The sequence below is a fragment of the Serratia montpellierensis genome, assembly GCF_020858655.1.
Lineage (GTDB): Bacteria > Pseudomonadota > Gammaproteobacteria > Enterobacterales > Enterobacteriaceae > Serratia > Serratia montpellierensis.
The window spans coordinates 201,181-217,070 of the sequence record NZ_VOSN01000018.1 but is presented as its reverse complement, the minus strand read 5'-3'; the positions used below and the strand labels follow the sequence as shown (position 1 = coordinate 217,070).

Sequence of the window (15,890 nt, the reverse complement as noted above, 5' to 3'; positions counted from 1 at the left end):
AGATTCGGGGGCCGTTTCGGCCCCCGAATCTGTTCAAGCGGGTGGATTAAGAATAGCGTCAATCTGCGCCGCAGTGAGCGACAGACCGAAAAAGTCCCGATAAAAACCTCTCGTCTCTTCCCGCATGTCAATGTCGGCAAAACGCGCCGGGTACAGCGTTTTCGCCAACCATAAAAACTGCAGCGCCTCTTCGCTGGTCTCGCGACACCACCAGAACATCCCCTTGGGATTGACCACGACCCGATGCCGCAAAACGGCATCGATGCCCTGCCATTGCGCAGACGTGCGTATCTCTTCGGCATCGCGCCTGTTCATCGCCACGATCACCTGCGGATTGGCGGCCACGATCTGCTCCAGCGCCACTTCGCCCGCCCCCTCTTTTTTCAGGCCAAACCACGTTTCCGCCACGTTGGCGGCGCCGGCCAGATCCATCCAATCCTGGTTAAGCGACGGCCGCCCTGAGGTGGTCAGCGGATTGCCCATGCTGTGATAAACGCGAATGCGCTGCCCTGGCGGCAAATCCTTCAGCCGCTCGGCGACGCGCGCCACATTACGAGAAAAATAGCGCTCGTAAGCCAACGCTTTTTCCTGCGCATCCGGCCCCAGCGCGGCCCCCGTTTTTAACACTCGCTCGCGCAGCGCCGCCATCGAATTGGCTTTAAACGCCAATACGCGCACCCCAGCCCGTTCGAGTAAATCCAATTGCGGCACTTTCATGCTGTCAGGCACAAACAGCAGCCGAGTGCCAAGCGCGATGATTTGTTCCGGATTCAACGCTTGCCCACTATTCACACTCACTACCGGAACGGCGTCAATACGCGGCAGGCTTTGGCGAAACAGCGGGATCTGTTTCGCAACATTCGAGGTGCCGACGATGTTATCGCCATAACCCAGCATCGCGATGATGGCGTTTTGCGCGGGCCACGGCGAGGCAATGCGCATTTCGCTCGCAGGCGGTGCAGCCCACAAACTGCCGTGCAACAACACGCCAGCCAACAGCCCCCATACGGGCAACGATACGATTCTCATAGCGCCCTCAGAAGTCGAACGTGACAGATGCGCGCACTTCACGGCCGTTGCCGAGAAAGGCGCTCGACGAACCACCATTGCCATCCGTGCCCGACGGGAAAATAGAGGCCCAGTAATGTTCGTTAGTGACGTTATTAACCGCCAGCCGCCAGGTCGCAGGCACAGAATGAATCCGGGTAACGTAGCGGGCCCCCAGGTCCAGCGTGGTGTAACTGTCAGCCCAGGTGCTGTTGGTGTCGTTCGCCGCTCGCTTGCCGGTATAGTGCACGTTGGCGCTATAGACCCATTGCGGCATCGACGGCAAGCTGTACTCCACCAGCATATTGGCCTGCACCTTCGGCACACCGACCACGCGTTTGTCGCGTGTGCTGTCGGAAACCGTCTCTTTCAGTTGCGGATCGAGCAGAGTGACGCCGCCAAAAAGGCTCAGCCCGTCACCCACGCGCCCAGCGGCCGTCAGCTCCAGGCCATTGTTCACCTGTTCGCCTTGCTCCTTGTACACACGGTCTTCGGCGTCAACATAAGCGAATGGCCGCTTGAGGCGGAACAACGCGGCGCCGAGGTTCATTTCCCCGACGTCGGCTTTCAGGCCCACCTCATACTGCCGGCTGCGGTAGGGTTTGAGCGTCTGCCCTTCGTTCTTCACGCCTTCCCCCAACGGGGCCGTACCGCCTTGTTCCAACGAGTCGGCATAGCTGACATAGGCCATCAGCGTCGGGGTGATTTTGTACATCAACGCCGCATTCGGGCTCAAACCCTGCTGATTGTCTTCTTCGATTTTCTTGCCGTCAGCGCTGTAATTCCGCGTCTGCAACCAGCTTTCGCTTAAATACAGCATCGCCGACCACTGCGGATTGAATGTCAGCGTATCGCCGAACGTCACGCTCTGCTGGCTGTTCTCGCTGGATTTATAGCGCGCGCCGTTCTTGGGGATGTTTCCGTCGCCCGGCTCATGCAGCGCCGACGGATGGTACATATTGTCGATGCCCAAATCATAGCGCCGGCTGGCCCCCTTGCCGCTGTAGATAGACCAGACGTAGCCCGTCGTAGCGAGCGCCAACTCATGCCCCACCGAACCGGTATCGACATGGCCGTTCAACGCCAGCGTATTGCTCAACACCCGAAATCGCCCCGAGGCGCTGGAGTCGCTCATCGACCGTTTGATATCGCCGCTGCCGTTGATCAGAGTGCTGGATACCGAACGCATGGCGCGATCTGCCTGTTGCCACCCTATGCCGCCCGTGACTGACCAATCGTCATTGAAGTAATGAATCAGGCGCGTACTGAGGGTGTCGGTGGTTAAATCGTTGCCCGCCGTCTCGAGCGCCAGGTGTTTATTCTGCGGATTAGGGGCGGAGGGCAACGGAACATTCGGCCCATAGCTGAAGCCGCCGGGGTAACCCTTTTGCAGAAACTCGTAATGGCTGGCGTCCAGTTGCAACTGCGTGCCCGGCTTGATATTCCAATCGAACGCCACGGCCAACAGCCGTCGGCGCAAGGTACTGTCGTCAACGCTGCCTTCGCCCTCTTCGTTGAGGGCATTGATGCGATAGCCAAACGTATTGTCGTCGTCGAGATGGCCGCCGAGATCGACGTGGCCGCTGAAGGCGCTGCGGCTCTGATACCCGAGTGTCACCTCGCGTAACGGTTGCGGCGTCGGGCGTTTCGCCACAAAGTTGAACTGCCCGGCCGGGCTCGCAGGGCCATACAACGCGCCGGTCAGGCTGTTGAGCACGTCCAGCCGTTCCAGCATTTCAACGGGAAAGGCCGTGGTGGAGACAATGTTCAACCCATCCAGGCGGCTGTTCGCCACCACACTGCCCTGCATGCCGCGGCTTTGAGGCCGCCCGACGTCCATGCCGCCGCGAGCCTGCATCTGCGTACTCGGTGAATATTTCAGCAATTCGGCGACGCTTTTCGCCTGCTGATTATTGATCATCGGTTGGGTCACGGTGGTGGAAGAATAAGGCGTATCGATCCAGGCCCTGGTACCCAGCGGCCCGAGTTCAATCTCCGGCGTTTTAAAACCGGCGCCGGATGCGCTTTCCGTCGCGGGGGATAACGCGTGGCCGGTGACGGTCAACACCTCGTCACGATCGGCCTGCGCCGCAGCGGTATAAGGAAAGAGTGAGGCAAGCAGCGGCATCAGCGCCGCCAGTGGATTTCGGTAAGTCATGACGTCCATATCGTTATATAAATATTTATATTACGTATTTTACGGCATGTGCCCCCTTATGGCGATGCCGATCGTCGAGTCTTTAAATTATTTAATCTTTTGCCATTCAGAGTCCGGATGGATTTCCCGTTGATGGCACAAATAAAAATCCCCCGGCCAATGACCGAGGGATTCGAAAAACGCGATGGGCCGCAGCCCGTCAGCCGGCCTTAGAAGCTCAGGCCGACACCGACATAAGGGCCATCGGCCAGCGTATTGTCGCGGCGCCCATCTTTGCCTTCCATCTTCATGTAACGGTAGCCCACGTCCACGCTCAGCGGACGGAACTTCCAGCGCAGGCCGCCGCTGGCTTCGTTATAGGCTTTCACACCGCTGGTGAAAGAGTCAGGCGCAAAGTACCCTTCGCCGTGCAGGCTGAAGTAACGGTTAATTTCCCACTCCAGGCCGCCGCCCAGCGCGACCGCCCCGCCGCTCTTCCCGTCTTTCGGGCTGAGGTACAGCGCTTTGGCGCCGACGGTCGCCGTCAACGGACCCAGCGGCACGCCGAAGTTCAGGCCCACGCTACCGACGTTGCCGTCGTGGTCGCTGCGCGCCCAGTTGCCGGTCAGGCCCAGACCTGAAGAGCCGGTGCTCATGCCGACGCCCAGGTTGGTGTAGTGTTGCCCGGCTTCGCCCGACACGCTGATGGCGTTCGCCGCGCCGGTCACAAACAGCAATCCTGCCGCGCACGCGACCCAAGTCTTTTTCATCATCTTTCCCTCTGGTTTGTCATCCGTACCGAATGATCGAATCAACGCATAATAATAACGTCCCGAGTCTATACCAAAGCGCAATGAGTATTTAAGGGATAAAAGCGAAAAAATTCTTCAATAATCAAATAAATGTAAATGTTTGCAAACAAGGCTCTATATTCGTCAAGGCGATGCCAACGATAACCGAGACCTATTTGCCGCCGCTCGGCAATAGAGCTACAACTAGTAGTGGCTTTGACCAAGGTCAGGGGAAGAAGCCCCGCCAAAGGACTATGCTGATGAACGCTTAAACCGCCCGAGTCTTTACTTAACTGCACTACGATAAGGAGCAAGTGATGAGCAAGAAAGGACTGACCACCGCAGCCGGCGCCCCGGTTGTCGATAACAATAACGTGATCACCGCAGGCAAACGCGGCCCAATGCTGTTGCAGGACGTGTGGTTCCTGGAAAAACTGGCCCACTTCGACCGTGAAGTTATCCCCGAACGCCGCATGCATGCCAAAGGATCCGGCGCCTACGGCACCTTTACCGTTACCCACGACATCACCCGCTACACGCGCGCCAAAATCTTCTCCGAGGTCGGCAAACAGACCGACATGTTTATCCGCTTCTCCACCGTCGCCGGTGAGCGCGGCGCCGCCGACGCCGAGCGCGATATTCGCGGCTTCGCCATGAAGTTCTATACCGAAGAAGGCAACTGGGATTTGGTGGGTAACGATACGCCGGTGTTTTATCTGCGCGATCCGCTGAAATTCCCCGATCTCAACCACGTGGTGAAACGCGATCCGCATACCAACCTGCGCAACCCAGTCTACAAGTGGGACTTCTTCTCCCACCTGCCGGAGTCGCTGCACCAGCTGACCATCGACTTCAGCGATCGCGGCATTCCGAAATCCTACCGTCACATGCACGGTTTCGGCAGCCACACCTTCAGCTTTATCAATGCCGCCAACGAACGTTTCTGGGTGAAATTCCACTTCCGCTGCGAACAAGGCATTGAAAACCTGATGGATGAAGAAGCGGAAGCGATCATCGCCAAGGATCGCGAAAGCTCACAGCGCGATCTGTTCGACGCGATCAAACGCGGCGACTTCCCGCGCTGGAAGCTGCAAATTCAGATCATGCCGGAACACGAAGCCTCGCAGACGCCGTATAACCCGTTCGATCTGACCAAGGTGTGGCCGCACGGCGACTACCCGCTGATCGACGTCGGCTATTTCGAGCTGAACCGCAACCCCGACAACTACTTCTCAGAGGTTGAGCAGGTGGCGATGAACCCCGCCAACGTAGTGCCGGGCATCAGTTTCTCGCCGGATAAAATGCTGCAGGGCCGCCTGTTCTCCTATGGCGATGCGCACCGCTACCGCCTGGGCGTCAACCACCACCAAATCCCGGTTAACGGCGCCAAATGCCCGTTCCACAACTACCATCGCGACGGCGCGATGCGCGTGGACGGCAACAGCGGCAACGGCGCCACCTACGAACCGAACAGCTTCGGCCTGTTCCAGGAGCAGCCGGACTTCAGCGAGCCGCCGCTGAGCATTGAGGGCGCGGCCGACCACTGGAATCATCGTGAAGACGACGATTACTACAGCCAGCCGCGCGCGCTGTTCAACCTGCTGAGCGCCGAAGAGCACCAGCGCATGTTCACCCGCATCGCCGGCGAACTGTCGCAGGTGCCGGAACACATTCAGCGCCGTCAGGTCGAGCTGTTCGCCAAGGTGCACCCGGACTACGGCGCCGGCGTCGCCAAGGCGTTGGGGCTGAAATAATCCCCCTGCCATCATTCACTCAGCCGCCCTTACGGGCGGCTTTTTTATGCCTGAGAGAGACGCTGCGCCACCCACTGCTGCAACTGGCAGCGCGAAATCTTGATGCCGCCGTTTTTCAGCTCGTCAGGCAGCGGGAGCAATGCCGCCGGGCGTTGGAAATTGGCCAGCTTATCCTGCGACCAGGCAAGCAACGCCGCCAGCGACAGCGAAGGATCGCCGTCGATTACCGCCACCGGCCGCTGGCCGAACTCGGCGTCCGCCACCGGCACCACAAACGCCTGCGATATCTGCGGGTGCGCCGCCAGCACGCGTTCGATATCCTCCGGCTGTACCCCTTCACCGCCGCTGAAAAACAGATTGTCCAGCCGGCCGAGAATACGCAGTTCTCCCTCGGCCATCGCGCCGCGATCGCGGGTCGCAAACCAGCCTTGTTCATCGGCCAGCGGCTGTAGATGACCATGACGCCAGTAGCCGAGTGCCAGGCTGTCGGCGCGGATCCAGACCTCTTCATCCACCAGTTTTACCTCACGGCCGCCGAGCGGCAGGCCGACGCCCGGCCGCGCATCGGCGCGCTTGGCGCAGACCGTGGAGGCCAGTTCGGTCAGCCCGTAGCCGCACCAGCAGCGGATCCCCGCCGCTTCAGCCCGTTCGGTCAGCGCCACCGGGATCATCGCGCCGCCGAGCAGCACCTCTTTCAGCGTCATGCCCGTCAGCGGTTGCGCCAACAGCCGCCAGAGCTGCGTCGGCACCAGCGAGGCGTGCGTGCAGCCTGCCAATGCCTCGGCCAGCGGGTGCATCTCGCGCACCGCCAATCGGGCGCCCGCCGCCAGCCAGCGCCAGACGATGCCCTGGCCGGAGACGTGAAACAGCGGCAGTGACAGCAGCCAGCAATCTTCGCGCTGAAAATCCATCAGCCGCAACACCCCGGCGGCGCTGGCCAGATGGTTGGCGTAGCTGTGTGCGGCCGCCTTCGGCATGCCGCTGGAGCCCGAGGTCAGCGTCAGCGTCGCCAGACGCTGCACATCCCACGTAGGCAGGTTCGGCCAGCGCGGCTCGGTCGAGGGCGGCGTCAATCGAATCACCTCTTCCGGCAGCGCCGGCAAAGGATCCGGGCCGAAGGCAAAAGTGATGTCCAATTCGGGCACCAGCTGCGCCAGCAGCGGCGTCGGTAAGGCGGGATTGAGCGGCAACAGGCGCGCGCCGCATTGCAGCAGCGCCAGATAGCCCAACAACAGCGGATAGCTGTTTCTGCCGCACAGCACCACACCGCAGCCCGGCTCCACGCCCTGGTGCTGGAAATCCGCCGCCAGCTCATCCACCTGCTCTTGCAACGCCAGCCAGCTCAGCGGCCGTTCGCCGAGCAGCAGCGCCGTCGCCTGCGGCTGAAGGCGCGCCCAGTGTCGCCACGGCCAATCGCTTAACGGCGCCACAGGCACTCCAGCGCCGAAACATCCAGCAGCGGCAACGCGCTGCCCGGCCAAGGCCGCAGCACCTGCGCCTGCATCAACCCCAGCGTATCCAGCCCCGGCACGGTGTCCGGCGTCAGCCAGCGGGCGATGCGCGCCAGCTGGGTCAACCCCAGGCTGGACTCGATGCTGGAACTGATCACCGCCGTCAGCCCCGCCGCGTGCGCCTGTGCCACCAGCGCCCGGCAGCGCGCCAGGCTGCCGACCAGCGTCGGCTTGATCACGATGGCCGCCACGCCCGGCTCGGCCTGCACCACAAAGTCCGCCTCACGCACGCTCTCATCCCAGGCGATAGCAATGCCGGTCGCCCGGGCGAAATCGCGCGATTCATCACGGGTCTTGCAGGGCTCTTCCAAAAAGGCGATGCGATCGCGCCAAGCCGGGTTGACGTATTTGGCGAAGCCGTCGGCTTTGGCGCGGGTCCAGCTGCGGTTGGCATCCAGCCGCAGCCGCAGATCCGGCAGCGCCTCCAGCAGCACGTTGACGATCATGCCGTCGCGCACCGCTTCATACAGCCCCACCTTCACTTTCGCGACTTTCTCGCCCGGCAAGGCGCTCAATATCTCGAACAGCTCGTCCGGATCGCCGGTGCACAGCGGCGCCTTGCGGAAATCCGCCTGCGTCGGCAAGCGCTGATCCAACTCGGCCTGCGCGCAGCTGAGCCCAAAGGCCACCGAGGGCAGCGAGCTGTCATCCGGTTCGTTGCCCGTCAACCACGCCTGCAGCCACGCCAGCGCGGCCTGTTCGGCCTGCTCCAGCGTTTCCCGGCTGAATTCCGGCAGCGGCGCGATCTCGCCCCAGCCTTCACGCTCGCCCTGACGCAGCTGCACCACCCATCCGTCACGCGTTTTCAACCGCTGATTGCGCAGCACCACGCCCGCCTCCATCGGCAGGCTGTAACGGTAAAGTGCCGCGCTGCGGTTTACCCCGCTCATTACGGGTTACGCTTGAATTTGCTGAAGTCCGGCTGGCGCTTCTCGTTAAACGCGTTACGCCCTTCCTGCCCTTCGTCGGTCATGCAGAACAGCATGGTGGCGTTGCCCGCCAGCTCCTGCAAACCGGCCTGGCCGTCGCAGTCGGCGTTCAGCGCCGCCTTCAGGCAGCGCAGCGCCATCGGGCTGTTCTGCAGCATTTCGCGGCACCAGCGCACCGTCTCTTTTTCCAGATCGGCCAGCGGCACCACGGTATTAACCAGCCCCATGTCCAGCGCGGCGGCTGCGTCGTACTGGCGGCACAGGAACCAGATTTCGCGCGCCTTCTTCTGGCCAACGATGCGCGCCATGTAAGACGCGCCCCAGCCGCCGTCGAACGAGCCTACTTTCGGGCCGGTCTGGCCGAAGATGGCGTTATCCGCCGCGATGGTCAGATCGCACATCATGTGCAACACGTGGCCGCCGCCGATCGAATAGCCCGCCACCATCGCCACCACCGGTTTCGGGCAGGTGCGGATCTGACGCTGGAAGTCCAGCACGTTGAGGTGATGCACGCCGCTGTCGTCGCGATAGCCGCCGTAGTCGCCGCGCACTTTCTGATCGCCGCCGGAGCAAAAGGCCTTATCGCCGGCGCCGGTCAGAATAATGACGCCGATGCCGTCGTCGTAACGGGCGTTGGCCAGCGCGTCGATCATCTCTTTGACCGTTTGCGGGCGAAACGCATTGCGCACCTGCGGCCGGTTAATGGTGATTTTGGCGATGCCGTCGGCGGACTTGTGATACAGAATGTCTTCGAAATCGCCGGTGCAATCCTGCCAGGCAATGGCGGCATACAGGTGTTCTTCATTCGGATAAAGCATGTTCGGTTCCTTTAACCAGGGTTAACGAGAAAGGTCTGCAGCTCGGCGACGAAATCCTGCGGATTGGCCAGATGCGCGTTATGACCGGCCTGCGGCACGATGCGCAACGGCAACCCGGCGTCGCGCGCCAGCCGTTGAAATTTGGGGTCGTTCTCACCGCACAGCACCTGCAGCGGCACAGTCAGTTGGCTCAGCTGCGGCGCCAGATAAGGCTGCCGCCCGAGCGACGTGGCTTCGAGCATGTCGGCGATCGCCGGGCCGCTGTTGACCGAGCGCGCGGCGATCAGCGCCTGACGGTGCACGTGGCTGAGTTCTTTGAATACCGGCTGCTGATACCAGTCCGCCAGGACTTCGGCGATCGGCTCACTGCGAAAACGCGCCGCCCACAGCGCATCCTGCTCGCAGCGTCGGCGGCGCTGTTCTTCGTCCTCCAGCCCCGGGTTGCCACCCTCGACGATCACCCCTTGCAGTCCGGCATGGCGGCCGTAGCAAGCGTGATACATGGCGATGCGCCCGCCAAGCGAGTAGCCCACCAGCCAATAACGTTCGATATTGCGCAGCTGCAGCGTAGCGGCGATTTGCGCGCTGATGTCGTCGAAGCCGCGGCAGGTCACCGCCACGGAGTCGCCGTGGCCGGGCAGATCGATGGCCAGCGATGGCCATTCCGGGCAGCGCGCGGCGATCACCCGCCATTCATTGTTGTTGCCGAGCAGGCCGTGCAGCCACACCAGCCACGGGCGGCCCGCTTCGCCCTGTTGCAAAATTCGCGTCGCCAGCATCATTGCACCGCCATCTGTTGCACCAGGAATTGCAGACTCTCTGCTCCTGCGCTCGGCGGCACCTGCAGTTCTATCAGCGTGGCGCCGCCGCGCCGCCAGCCTTGCTCAACCGCCTGTTGCAGCTGGCTCCAGTTTTCCGGCCGCGCGTAGCCCAGTTGGAACATCGCCGCCGCGTGGCTGAACTCGACGTTCTGCGGCATGCAGTAAAAGCGCTGACGATCTTCTTCCGGCGTCGGCAACAGCGAGAAAATTTGGCCGCCGTTGTTATTGACGACGATCAACACCGTCGGCGCCGAGCTCTGGCGCAGCAGCGCCAGCGCATTGAGGTCATACAGTGCGGAAAGGTCGCCCACCACCGCCAACGTTGGCCTGGCGGTGGCACGCTGTACGCCGGCAGCAGTGGAGATCAAGCCGTCGATACCGCTGGCGCCGCGGTTGCTGAATACCGGGTAGGCGACGGGCAATGGCGTTAACGCGTCGATCAGTCGCACCACCAGGCTGTTGCCGAGAAACAGCTGGCCGTTCTCCGGCAGCAGTTCCGGCAGACGGTGCGCCAGCTGCGCTTCGCCAAAGTTATCGTGCAGATGCGTGGATGCCGCCGTCAGCGCCTTATCCGCCAACGCCGCCAGCCCGGCGGCCCACGGCGCGCGCGGCTGCGCCGGGTGCTGCGCCAACCACTGCGCCACGTCGGCGCGCAGGCGCCGCCCCCGGTGCTGAGCCGGATCGAGCCGCCCCGGCAGCTCGTCGATGACCCAATACTCTTCCGGCCGGCACTGCGCCTGCCACTGCAGCAGGCGTTTGCCGGTCAGACTGCCGCCGAACTGCACCACCAGTTGCGCGTCTTGCAATACGCGTTGCGCCTGCGGATGCGCGAGCCACAAATCGGCGCAGGGCAGCGGTTGCCCGGTCTGCGACAGCACGTCGCCGATCAACGGCCAGCCCAGCATTGCGGCCCATTCAGCCACCTGAGCGCCCTCTTGCGCGCTCATGCGCCCGGCCAGCACCACGCCGCGTTTCTGCCGCCAGAAGAACCAGTCCGGCTGCGGCACTGGCGCCGCATGCGCCTCGCTTTCCTGCAGCCACGGACGATCGCTCTGCCACCAGTCGCCCAGCGCGGCGGACCAATCGGCATAGTGACGTTCGTCGCCGCCATACAGCGGTTCGGCGAACGGGCAGTTGATGTGCAAAGCGCCGTGCTGCAGGCGCGCCATCGCGCTGTCGACGCTGGAGGCCAGCCACGCGGCCGGAATATCCGGCGTAGGACGCGGCAGATCGATCGCCAGCGTCGGGTGGCTACTGTAGAGGCCGTTTTGACGGATCGCCTGATTGGCGCCGCAGTCGATCAATTCCGGCGGCCGATCGGCGGTGAGAAACACCAGCCGCTCACCGGTCAGGCCGGCTTCAATCAACGCGGGATAAAGGTTCGCCGCCGCGGTGCCGGACGTGACGATCACCGCCACCGGCTCACGCGCCGCCTTCGCCAGCCCGAGTGCCAGATGGCCGAGCCCGCGCTCATCAAAATGGGTATGGCAGATAAACGATCGGTTGGCCGCGGCGGCCAGCGTCAGCGGCGTGGAGCGCGATCCCGGAGCGATACAAACATGCCGCACCCCATGGCGGGCCAGCGCCTCGAGCAGCACAGCCGCCCACCGGCGATTAAAAACACTTGTCGACATAGTTCGCTCACAAGTCAGTTAGCAGAGATCGTCCCCGACGCAGCCGACGGACGCCGCGCCTGTAGTTACGCTCTGTATTATATGAGGTGTTATTTTCACGGCTTTTGCGCCAGCGCAAGAACGCCGTATATCCCTGAGTGTTTACACCAGATAATTATTTGATTTAGAACAAAAAATAAACAATAAAAACACAAATACTTTACACTTGCGGCGACGCCGGCTCAATCCGTCCATACAAAAACAAGGGAAATAAAGGCGCTCCGACGACGGCTAGCGGGAAGTATAGGCGGGATAAGGGAAAGCCAGCGGGGAAACAGCGAGAGGAACAACACAGTCTGCAGAAAAGCACGAGGCGGCCTGCGCCGCCCCGATGCCGTGATTTACTTGCGGGCCAGCAGCAGCCCCAGCACCAGCCCGACGGTGGCGCCGATGCCTACGCTGTGCCAGGGTTTATCCCGCACGTAGTCGTCGGTGCGGTGCACCGCTTCTTTGGCGCGCGCGTAGTAGGATTCACCGGTGTTCGCCCAGCGCGCCTTGACCTCACTCAGCGCCTGCTCGGCGTGCGACTTGATGTCGACGTAAGCCTGATCTGCGCGGTCGCCGGTGTATTGCAGCACTTCTTCCAGCGTCTCGGTCAGCATTCTCAGATCGTCATCCAGGGTAGTTTGCTCAGCATCCGTATGTCTTGCCATCGTGAGATCTCCGTGGTTGAAAAATTAAGCGTTCCTACACTATAGACAAGGATCGCCGCCTGCGGCCATCGGACTTTTACCCTAAAACACCAATTGCACCTTGGCGGCCTGGCGCTTATCGCCGGCAAACTCCAGCGCCTGCGCCAGCTGCCCACTGGCGAACTCCGCCGACAGCAACGGCAGCGGATCGACCACGCCGTCGGCCAGCCACGCCACCGCCAGCGCAAACTCCGCCACGAAGCGGAAGGATCCGAGCAGGTTCAACTCCTTGGCGATCAACAACATCAGCGGGAAATCGGGGAAGCTGCCGCCCATGCCCACCTGCACCACGGTGCCTTTGGCGCGGGTGATCTCCAGGCAGCGCTGCAGCGACTGCGGGTGCCCCGCCACTTCGAAGGCGACGTCGAAATACCCCTTGTCCTGCTGATAATCGCTAACATCGTCGTCCGCGGCATACAGGCACCGACCGGCCCCCATTTGCCTGGCGATCGCCAGGCAGCGCGGGCTGAGATCGGCACAGACAATCTCGGCGGCGCCCAGCGCTTTCAGCGCCGCCACCAGCAGGCAGCCGATCGGGCCAACGCCGGACACGAAGACCTTTTTTCCCGTCACGTCGCCGGGCTGTTTCGCTGCGTGTATCGCTACCGCCAGCGGTTCGGCGAACACCATCACCCTGTCGTCGCGATCGGCGCCGTAAGGGACACACTGCGCGCTATCCACCACTTTGTATTGGGTAAAAGCGCCGTCAACGTGCGGAAAATACATCGCGCTGCCGAAAAAACGCATCTCGACGCATTGATTGCTTTGCTGCGCCAGACAGTATTTGCACTGCCCGCAGGGTTTGCTGGGATTGAGCGCCACCTTCTGCCCGACCGGCAGCCGCGGTGAATCGCTGGCGACCACCTCGCCGATCACCTCATGGCCCAGCACCATCGGCTGACGCACCTGAAAATTGCCGACCTTGCCTTCCTGAAAGTAATGCAGATCCGAGCCGCAGATACCGCCACGGCTGATTTTCACCAGCGTTCCCTGCCCCCGGTAATCCACTTTTTGCGCGATCACCGCCACGTCTCGTTTGCCATTGACCACGCAGGACTGGGTTTGAATTTTCATCTCAAGACTCCACGAAAAAAGGTTACACCGCCGCCGACATGCCGCCATCGACAAACAGCAGCTGCCCGTTGACGAAGGCGGAGGCGTCGGCGGCCAGGAACACCGCCGCGCCGATCAGCTCCTGCGGATCGCCCCAGCGCGCGGCGGGTGTGCGTTGGGTCAGCCAGGCGGTGAAGGCCGGATCGTCGGCCAGCGCCTGCGTCATCTCGGTTTTGAAATAGCCGGGGGCAATGCCGTTGACCTGAATGTTGTAGCGTGCCAGCTCCACGCACATGCCGCGCGTCAGCATTTTCACCGCCCCCTTGGACGCCGCATAAGGGGTGATGGTGTCCCGCCCCAGCTCGCTTTGCATCGAGCCGATGTTGACTATCTTGCCGCGCCGGCGCGGCACCATGTAACGCGCCACGGTTTGCGACACAATGAAGACCGCCTTCTGGTTGACGGCGATGATGTCGTCCCAGTCTTGCTCCGGAAACTCGGTGAACGGGTGGCGGCGCTGGATGCCGGCGTTGTTGATCAAGACGTCAATCGCACCGATATCCGCTTCGATACGGTCGATGGCGGCATGCACCGCCTGGGAATCGGTGACGTCGAACGCCGCCGCATCGGCACGCAGGCCCTCTTCGCGCAGGCGCTCGGCGGCGTGCCGGGCATGTTCTTCGGTGGTGGCGTTGACCAGAATATGTGCGCCTTGCTGCGCCAGGCCGCGTGCCAGCAGAAAACCGATGCCGCGCGAGGCGCCGGTGATCAAGACGATTTTATTATCCAGTGAAAACAGATTGTTCATGGTGATTCCCGGCCATCAGGCCTCCAATCGGACAGGCCTCTATCTCAGCCGATTGTTACCGGTAAAAACGTGATGGAAATCACTGAAAATCATGTTACGAAACCCTGTTACCCTTAACGTGATCTCACGCAGGCAGCACGCGGGTAAAAATCAGCTATCCGATTGAAAAATGGCTATTTTCAATAGAGGTGCATTCATTGTTATCGCCAAATCGATTTGTTAACATACCGCTATCCGCCCTTGCCGCGCCGCCCGTGAAGGCCACCGAATGAAACACCCCCGCGTTACGCTACAGGACATCGCACAATTGGCCGGCGTGACCAAAATGACCGTCAGCCGCTTCCTGCGCACGCCGGAAAAAGTGGCGGCCGGTACCGCCGAACGCATTGCGCAGGTCATGCGGGAGCTGAACGTCACCGGCGCCGATGCCGCACAGGCCGGCAGAAAACCGCGTCTCGGCGTGCTGGTCCCCTCCTTCAACAACCAGATCTTCGCCGATCTGCTGGCCGGCATCGAATCCGTTACCCAAGCGCGGGGTTACCAAACGCTGGTGATGAACTACGATTACAGCCCACAACGGGAAGAAGAGCAGATCGCACAGCTGTTGAGCTACCCGATCGCCGGGCTGATCCTCACCGATTCTGCGCATACCTTGCGCGCAGAGACCTACCTCGGCGCCGCCAAAATCCCCCTCGCGCAGGTGATGGATCTCGACGCGCCGCCGGGGCGGATTGCGGTGGGGTTCGATAATGAACAGGCGGGATATGACATGACCGAAGCGCTGCTCGCCAGCGGCAAACGGCATATTGTTTACTTTGGCGCCATGTCGGACGCCCGCGACAATAAACGCTATCGGGGGTACTGCCGCGCCATGGCGGCTCAGGGGCAAACGCCGCGTCAGATCGCGCCGCATCGGGTCTCTTCGGTTTCGATCGGCGCCGACATGCTGGCGATGGCGCGCGAACGCTACCCGCAGCTCGACGGTATCCTGTGCACCAACGACGATCTGGCGGTGGGCGTGTTGCAGGCCTGCCTGCGTCTCGGCGTGCGCGTGCCGCAGGAGGTTGCGTTATCGGGATTTCACGGCCTGGATATTGGCCAGGCGACCACGCCGAGCATCGCCAGCGTGATCACGCCGCGCTTTGACATGGGGAAAACCGCCGCCGAAATGCTGCTGTTGCGGATCGCGGGCGAACCTTGCGCCGAGCGCCACGATCTGCATTACCGCCTCTCACTCGGCGGCACCGTTTGAGCCGGCATTCGGGCCCATCGGCGGCGTAGCGCGGGCTTTTTCGCTGCGCGCCGCCCACCATAGACCGCTGTTTTTCATCGTATAGCCGAACAGCAGGCCCACCAGCAGGGAAAGCGTCACCAGCGGCCAATCGCCGCCGCCGGCGAAGGTCGCACAGGCGCCGATAAAGGTGCCGGGCACAAACCCCAGCCACCGTTGTTTAGCCTGAATGCACATCAGGAACGCCACGATGCCGGTCAGCAGATACCCCAGCAGATTCCACTGCGGCGCCAGTTCGCTGCCGTGGATGATCGCCATTGCCCAGAAGACGCCGCTGCAGCAGGTCAACGCGCCGATCAGCAGCCCTTTCAGCCCGCCCTGCGGGCAGGCGAAATACGCCGTGCAGCCGAGAAAACCGGCCCAACCGATCAGCCCCAGGCTGACGGCAACCCAGCCCCAAACGCCGGAGAGGATCCCGGTAGTAACGGCAATGGCGAAAAGAACGTTCATAAAGTGACCCGCGGCAAAAAGAAAGCGCGCAGTTTACCCGAAAGACGGTCATTTCATGTGATTAAAATCACAATATAAATGCAATTAAAGAATAATTAATTAAATAAAAGAGACT

At 61.8% G+C, this 15,890-nt stretch carries 14 protein-coding genes; 2 read left to right on the top strand and 12 right to left on the bottom strand.

The annotated features are described in order from the left end of the window. Positions 1 to 33: 33 nt before the first annotated feature. The 3 genes from FUU19_RS19375 to FUU19_RS19365 all read right to left on the bottom strand — a co-directional run bounded on the left by FUU19_RS19375 (position 34) and on the right by FUU19_RS19365 (position 3,954). Complete coding sequence (locus FUU19_RS19375) at positions 34 to 1,029, bottom strand: ABC transporter substrate-binding protein (RefSeq protein ID WP_230490659.1); 996 nt, start codon at positions 1,027 to 1,029, stop codon at positions 34 to 36. 7 nt (positions 1,030 to 1,036) lie between these two features. Further along, positions 1,037 to 3,214, bottom strand: a complete 2,178-nt coding sequence (locus tag FUU19_RS19370) for a TonB-dependent receptor (protein WP_430726490.1) — start codon at positions 3,212 to 3,214, stop codon at positions 1,037 to 1,039. A 200-nt stretch (positions 3,215 to 3,414) separates the two neighbouring features. Beyond that, positions 3,415 to 3,954 (bottom strand): YfaZ family outer membrane protein, encoded by a 540-nt coding sequence (locus tag FUU19_RS19365; RefSeq protein WP_141967611.1) that lies wholly within the window; start codon positions 3,952 to 3,954, stop codon positions 3,415 to 3,417. Positions 3,955 to 4,292: 338 nt separating this feature from the next. Between FUU19_RS19365 and katA the strand changes: the two genes are divergently transcribed. After that, positions 4,293 to 5,729 (top strand): catalase KatA, encoded by a 1,437-nt coding sequence (gene katA, locus FUU19_RS19360; RefSeq protein WP_230490657.1) that lies wholly within the window; start codon positions 4,293 to 4,295, stop codon positions 5,727 to 5,729. 44 nt (positions 5,730 to 5,773) lie between these two features. Here the strand turns inward: katA and menE are convergent, their stop codons facing one another. The 8 genes from menE to idnO all read right to left on the bottom strand — a co-directional run bounded on the left by menE (position 5,774) and on the right by idnO (position 14,034). Continuing rightward, a complete protein-coding gene (gene menE / locus FUU19_RS19355; protein ID WP_230490656.1) occupies positions 5,774 to 7,159 on the bottom strand; it encodes an o-succinylbenzoate--CoA ligase in 1,386 nt (461 codons plus the stop codon). Further along, on the bottom strand, positions 7,147 to 8,130 hold the full coding sequence (menC, locus tag FUU19_RS19350; RefSeq protein ID WP_230490655.1) for an o-succinylbenzoate synthase: 984 nt from the start codon (positions 8,128 to 8,130) through the stop codon (positions 7,147 to 7,149). The genes menE and menC overlap by 13 nt, the downstream gene beginning before the upstream one ends. Further along, on the bottom strand, positions 8,130 to 8,987 hold the full coding sequence (gene menB / locus FUU19_RS19345) for a 1,4-dihydroxy-2-naphthoyl-CoA synthase (protein WP_230507310.1): 858 nt from the start codon (positions 8,985 to 8,987) through the stop codon (positions 8,130 to 8,132). The genes menC and menB overlap by 1 nt, the downstream gene beginning before the upstream one ends. Before the next feature lie 11 nt (positions 8,988 to 8,998). After that, positions 8,999 to 9,769, bottom strand: coding sequence for a 2-succinyl-6-hydroxy-2,4-cyclohexadiene-1-carboxylate synthase (gene menH / locus FUU19_RS19340; protein ID WP_141967605.1), 771 nt, complete (start codon positions 9,767 to 9,769; stop codon positions 8,999 to 9,001). Beyond that, complete coding sequence (gene menD / locus FUU19_RS19335) at positions 9,766 to 11,442, bottom strand: 2-succinyl-5-enolpyruvyl-6-hydroxy-3-cyclohexene-1-carboxylic-acid synthase (RefSeq protein ID WP_230490654.1); 1,677 nt, start codon at positions 11,440 to 11,442, stop codon at positions 9,766 to 9,768. The genes menH and menD overlap by 4 nt, the downstream gene beginning before the upstream one ends. A gap of 380 nt (positions 11,443 to 11,822) precedes the next feature. After that, positions 11,823 to 12,134 carry a stress response protein ElaB gene (gene elaB, locus FUU19_RS19330; protein WP_025160172.1) on the bottom strand — a complete coding sequence of 104 codons (312 nt, stop codon included), beginning with the start codon at positions 12,132 to 12,134 and terminating at the stop codon, positions 11,823 to 11,825. A gap of 81 nt (positions 12,135 to 12,215) precedes the next feature. Then, the gene (gene idnD, locus FUU19_RS19325; RefSeq protein ID WP_141967599.1) at positions 12,216 to 13,247 is read right to left on the bottom strand and encodes an L-idonate 5-dehydrogenase; all 1,032 of its coding nucleotides are present in this window, start codon (positions 13,245 to 13,247) and stop codon (positions 12,216 to 12,218) included. Positions 13,248 to 13,269: 22 nt separating this feature from the next. After that, positions 13,270 to 14,034: a gluconate 5-dehydrogenase gene (gene idnO, locus FUU19_RS19320; protein WP_033635314.1), complete on the bottom strand. Its 765-nt coding sequence runs from the start codon at positions 14,032 to 14,034 to the stop codon at positions 13,270 to 13,272. A 268-nt stretch (positions 14,035 to 14,302) separates the two neighbouring features. Here idnO and FUU19_RS19315 point away from each other — a divergent pair, with 268 nt between their 5' ends. Further along, complete coding sequence (locus tag FUU19_RS19315) at positions 14,303 to 15,286, top strand: LacI family DNA-binding transcriptional regulator (protein WP_141967597.1); 984 nt, start codon at positions 14,303 to 14,305, stop codon at positions 15,284 to 15,286. Here FUU19_RS19315 and FUU19_RS19310 read toward each other — a convergent pair. Further along, a complete protein-coding gene (locus FUU19_RS19310) occupies positions 15,266 to 15,775 on the bottom strand; it encodes a DUF1097 domain-containing protein (RefSeq protein ID WP_141967595.1) in 510 nt (169 codons plus the stop codon). The two genes, FUU19_RS19315 and FUU19_RS19310, sit on opposite strands and share 21 nt — an antisense overlap. Positions 15,776 to 15,890: the final 115 nt, after the last annotated feature.

What these genes read in the sequence shown, in the direction of transcription:
- FUU19_RS19375 (WP_230490659.1), bottom strand. Translation starts at nt 1,029, where the DNA reads ATGAGAATCGTATCGTTGCCCGTATGGGGGCTGTTGGCTGGCGTGTTG.
- FUU19_RS19370 (WP_430726490.1), bottom strand. Translation starts at nt 3,214, where the DNA reads ATGGACGTCATGACTTACCGAAATCCACTGGCGGCGCTGATGCCGCTG.
- FUU19_RS19365 (WP_141967611.1), bottom strand. Translation starts at nt 3,954, where the DNA reads ATGAAAAAGACTTGGGTCGCGTGCGCGGCAGGATTGCTGTTTGTGACC.
- katA (WP_230490657.1), top strand. Translation starts at nt 4,293, where the DNA reads ATGAGCAAGAAAGGACTGACCACCGCAGCCGGCGCCCCGGTTGTCGAT.
- menC (WP_230490655.1), bottom strand. Translation starts at nt 8,130, where the DNA reads ATGAGCGGGGTAAACCGCAGCGCGGCACTTTACCGTTACAGCCTGCCG.
- menB (WP_230507310.1), bottom strand. Translation starts at nt 8,987, where the DNA reads ATGCTTTATCCGAATGAAGAACACCTGTATGCCGCCATTGCCTGGCAG.
- menH (WP_141967605.1), bottom strand. Translation starts at nt 9,769, where the DNA reads ATGATGCTGGCGACGCGAATTTTGCAACAGGGCGAAGCGGGCCGCCCG.
- menD (WP_230490654.1), bottom strand. Translation starts at nt 11,442, where the DNA reads ATGTCGACAAGTGTTTTTAATCGCCGGTGGGCGGCTGTGCTGCTCGAG.
- elaB (WP_025160172.1), bottom strand. Translation starts at nt 12,134, where the DNA reads ATGGCAAGACATACGGATGCTGAGCAAACTACCCTGGATGACGATCTG.
- idnD (WP_141967599.1), bottom strand. Translation starts at nt 13,247, where the DNA reads ATGAAAATTCAAACCCAGTCCTGCGTGGTCAATGGCAAACGAGACGTG.
- idnO (WP_033635314.1), bottom strand. Translation starts at nt 14,034, where the DNA reads ATGAACAATCTGTTTTCACTGGATAATAAAATCGTCTTGATCACCGGC.
- FUU19_RS19315 (WP_141967597.1), top strand. Translation starts at nt 14,303, where the DNA reads ATGAAACACCCCCGCGTTACGCTACAGGACATCGCACAATTGGCCGGC.
- FUU19_RS19310 (WP_141967595.1), bottom strand. Translation starts at nt 15,775, where the DNA reads ATGAACGTTCTTTTCGCCATTGCCGTTACTACCGGGATCCTCTCCGGC.